Raw genomic sequence first — 3217 nt, 5'->3', positions numbered from 1 at the left:
ACGTCCGGTTCTAACAGAGAGGGACGGGGAATAATATCCCCTCTCGACTCTACCATTTGATTTTGGCATCTGGATTAGCTTTGTTGTGATCCAAAATCTGTTTGGTTAAAGCTAATCCCCAATTCCAAGCATGACGTGCCACACCACAATGCTTCGCAAATGCTGTACGCTGTTGGTTATTTAGTTTCAACTCGGTCTTGAAACCTAACAGCATTGACTCAACCTCTTGATACATGCTATATATTAGTCTACGAATATATAGAGCAAAGATCAATGCCTTTTCAGAAAAAACATAAGCTTGGTGCTTTACCGTATGGGAGCGAACCTCTAGACACTAAACCGATAAGCTTTAAAGGTCGAAGAGGACAGCGAGAATTACTTAAAACTGTCCCCAATTGGCAAGAACAGCTTAGAAATTTTGTTGACCAACTAATCTCAGAACTACCCAAAAATGAGTAGCAATCTCGTTGCTTTGTCCAAAAATTAAGTTACAGTTTCTAACCCCCGTTAAACAAAGTCAAGAGGTTGGGTTACTAATATGAGAAGCAGGATGCTGGTTTTGGCTGTTGGAGCTTTATTCACTAGCTTTGAAGTTAGTATTTCTCAAGTGGTTTTGGCTGCAGTCCCTGTAGAAGGCAAGAACGGTGTAGTAACCACCTCGCAAAAATATGCATCGGAAGTTGGGTTACAGATTCTCAAAGATGGTGGTAACGCCATAGACGCAGCTGTTGGTGTTGGGTATGCATTAGCAGTGGTTGATCCCTGCTGTGGCAATATTGGTGGCGGTGGATTCATGACAATCCATTTGGCTAACGGTAAAAATACGTTTATCAATTTTCGAGAGAAGGCACCATTAGCTGCAAAACCGAATTTATACCTCGATCAAAACGGCAATGTGATCCCCAAGTTGAGTACTACTGGTTATCTTGCTGTCGGCGTTCCGGGCACAGTTTTAGGACTTGAGCGGGCACTTACAAAATATGGAACTATGAGTCGCAAGCAAGTGATGCTTCCGGCGATTCGGCTAGCCCAGAAGGGCTATGTTTTGCAGGAGGGAGACATAAAAAACCTAAGTCCGAAGACTGCAAACTTTGCATCTGAGCCGAACGTCGCCGCCATTTTTTTGAAAAACGGTAAGACTCCATATCAAGTAGGCGATCGCTTGGTACAGAAAAACTTGGCTGAGACTCTAAAGCTGATTGCGACTAAGGGATCGCAGGCTTTCTACAAAGGATCTATTGCTGATGAATTGGTAAAAGCTAGCTCAGAAAATAAGGGGATTCTGACTAAAAAGGACTTAGCCAATTACACCGTGGAAGAAACACAGCCAGTTAAGTGTAACTACCGAGGTTATGACATTATTTCTTCCCCACCTCCGGGAGGCGGGACTGTTGTTTGTCAGATGCTAAATATTTTGGAAGGCTACCCGCTTTCTAAGTTGGGGTTCCGCTCACCTACAAGTGTGCAACGCATATTGGAAACAATGTTGTATGCTTACGGCGACCGAAATACTTACTTAGGAGATCCGAACTTTATCAAAATTCCCCTGGACCGATTACTTTCTAAAGACTACGCGGCTAGTATTCGCAATAAGATCCCGGAATCTGGTGCTACCCCACCTTGCCAGGTCAACTCTTGTGCAACTACAAAGGAGGGGACTAACACCACTCATTACTCAATCGTTGATCGGCATGGGAATGCAGTGGGGGTAACTTATACTATAAATGCTCTGTTTGGGGCTGGCGTGATTGCTGGTAATACAGGTTTCCTCCTGAACAATGAGATGGACGACTTTACATCGAAACCAGGAGTGCCGAATCTATTTGGCTTAGTGCAAGGAAGTCAAAACGCAATTCAACCTGGTAAGCGACCTCAGAGTTCTATGAGTCCAACCATTGTCTTGAAAAATGGTAAAGTCTTTATGGTCACTGGTAGCCCAGGAGGTTCAAGGATTACCACAATTGTTCTAAATGTGATCACTAACGTGATCGACTACGGCTTTAATATTCAAGACGCTGTAGACTATCCTCGCTTTCATTATCAAGGCTTGCCCAATTCGATCTACCTTGAACAAGGTTCCTTATCACCCGACACTATACAGTCGCTATCACAAATGGGATTCAAATTTAATAATGAAACCCTCACTTGGGGAGCATCAGAGTCGATCTTGGTGAACCCTACAACTGGTTTGTTCTACGGTGCTAGCGATCAGCGCAGACCAGCAAGTGCAGCTCTTGCGTTCTGAATTCAAATTTCAAGTCAGTTGGCTTTTGTTTGACCCAGCTGTCAGCTTAATTATCGTTACAGTGTTGGATTGCAATACTGGATATAAGTTATAGTTAATAAAATGATTTAACACAAAAGTATGTTGCCCGAGCAAAGCAGCTTTGTGATGATTACCGATGATGGGAAATTACACATTTCAGTCCAATCATTGGCAGAAGCCAAAATAGCAATCAAAGAATTGAAGTTAAAAAAGAAAGAGTATGCTTTTGTAAAAAGAGAAATATCTCAACAGCAGAAAATAATTCGTGCAGAATATACTGATAGAGTTCGTCAAAGAGGCTCTAAACTCAGGGGTGGTGGTACTATCGGTCGCCTTGTACGAACCGTTCAAACAATTAATCGTGATGCTGATCGCCGTGCTTTAGCTCAACAGCTTGCACCGTTAGAGCAACAGAAAAATGCTGTTGATGGAGTTATTAATACAATTGACCAAGCAATTTTAAAAATTGAAAGGTACATAATTGAAAAATCATAATCCTGCGTGATTTTAGGGTTATCTGCACGTCACAAAATCAGCCTTGGGACTGAAGGAATTGTAATAGCGTAAAGAAAACAAACCAAAAATTATCGTAGCTCTATAGCAATCCTATCTGATTTTTGTGAATCACAAAGTAGAGACAGGGGACGCTTAACACCGAACACCGAACGCTTCAGAAGGAATAAAGGTGTACGAAGCTTCGCAAAAATCTGCGGAGGAGTCCTATAGATAACCATAATTTTACTTACGTTATTCTGCAATCAGCAACATTGCGTGTCCGTCAGGGTCTTTCACTAAGCAAGCCTGACGGTAAGGACTTGTACTCTGTGTAAACTGCACGATCGCGGACGATACAAACTGTACCCCCGAAAGCCGCAGCGTCTCTACAGCCTGCTCAATAGACCTCTTGCAAAAGTCCCTGTTAGAGTAAGATGGGGACTTGTAAAAGGCGAT

General features: G+C 42.6%; 4 protein-coding genes and 1 pseudogene. 3 read left to right on the top strand and 2 right to left on the bottom strand.

Annotated elements, in window-relative coordinates:
• Positions 1-49: 49 nt before the first annotated feature.
• A complete protein-coding gene (locus AC5JM2_RS18120) occupies positions 50-214 on the bottom strand; it encodes a helix-turn-helix domain-containing protein (RefSeq protein WP_495836246.1) in 165 nt (54 codons plus the stop codon).
• A 59-nt stretch (positions 215-273) separates the two neighbouring features.
• On the opposite strand from AC5JM2_RS18120, the gene AC5JM2_RS18115 reads away from it, so the two are divergent.
• The 3 genes from AC5JM2_RS18115 to AC5JM2_RS18105 all read left to right on the top strand — a co-directional run bounded on the left by AC5JM2_RS18115 (position 274) and on the right by AC5JM2_RS18105 (position 2761).
• Positions 274-459 carry a hypothetical protein gene (locus tag AC5JM2_RS18115; RefSeq protein WP_495836245.1) on the top strand — a complete coding sequence of 62 codons (186 nt, stop codon included), beginning with the start codon at positions 274-276 and terminating at the stop codon, positions 457-459.
• A gap of 79 nt (positions 460-538) precedes the next feature.
• Positions 539-2245, top strand: a complete 1707-nt coding sequence (ggt, locus tag AC5JM2_RS18110; RefSeq protein ID WP_495836244.1) for a gamma-glutamyltransferase — start codon at positions 539-541, stop codon at positions 2243-2245.
• A 147-nt stretch (positions 2246-2392) separates the two neighbouring features.
• Positions 2393-2761 (top strand): hypothetical protein, encoded by a 369-nt coding sequence (locus AC5JM2_RS18105; RefSeq protein WP_495836243.1) that lies wholly within the window; start codon positions 2393-2395, stop codon positions 2759-2761.
• Between the two features lie 252 nt (positions 2762-3013).
• Here the strand turns inward: AC5JM2_RS18105 and AC5JM2_RS18100 are convergent.
• Positions 3014-3217, bottom strand: a pseudogene (locus AC5JM2_RS18100) (hypothetical protein); the annotation flags it as partial.

The organism is Brasilonema angustatum (genome assembly GCF_059505445.1).
The sequence above is the reverse complement of the archived record's forward strand: the minus strand, read 5'-3'. Positions and strand labels throughout refer to the sequence as shown.

Excerpts from the sequence above, each read along its gene's own strand:
- AC5JM2_RS18115 (WP_495836245.1), top strand. The coding sequence starts at position 274 with ATGCCTTTTCAGAAAAAACATAAGCTTGGTGCTTTACCGTATGGGAGC.
- ggt (WP_495836244.1), top strand. The coding sequence starts at position 539 with ATGAGAAGCAGGATGCTGGTTTTGGCTGTTGGAGCTTTATTCACTAGC.
- AC5JM2_RS18105 (WP_495836243.1), top strand. The coding sequence starts at position 2,393 with ATGATTACCGATGATGGGAAATTACACATTTCAGTCCAATCATTGGCA.
- AC5JM2_RS18120 (WP_495836246.1), bottom strand. The coding sequence starts at position 214 with ATGCTGTTAGGTTTCAAGACCGAGTTGAAACTAAATAACCAACAGCGT.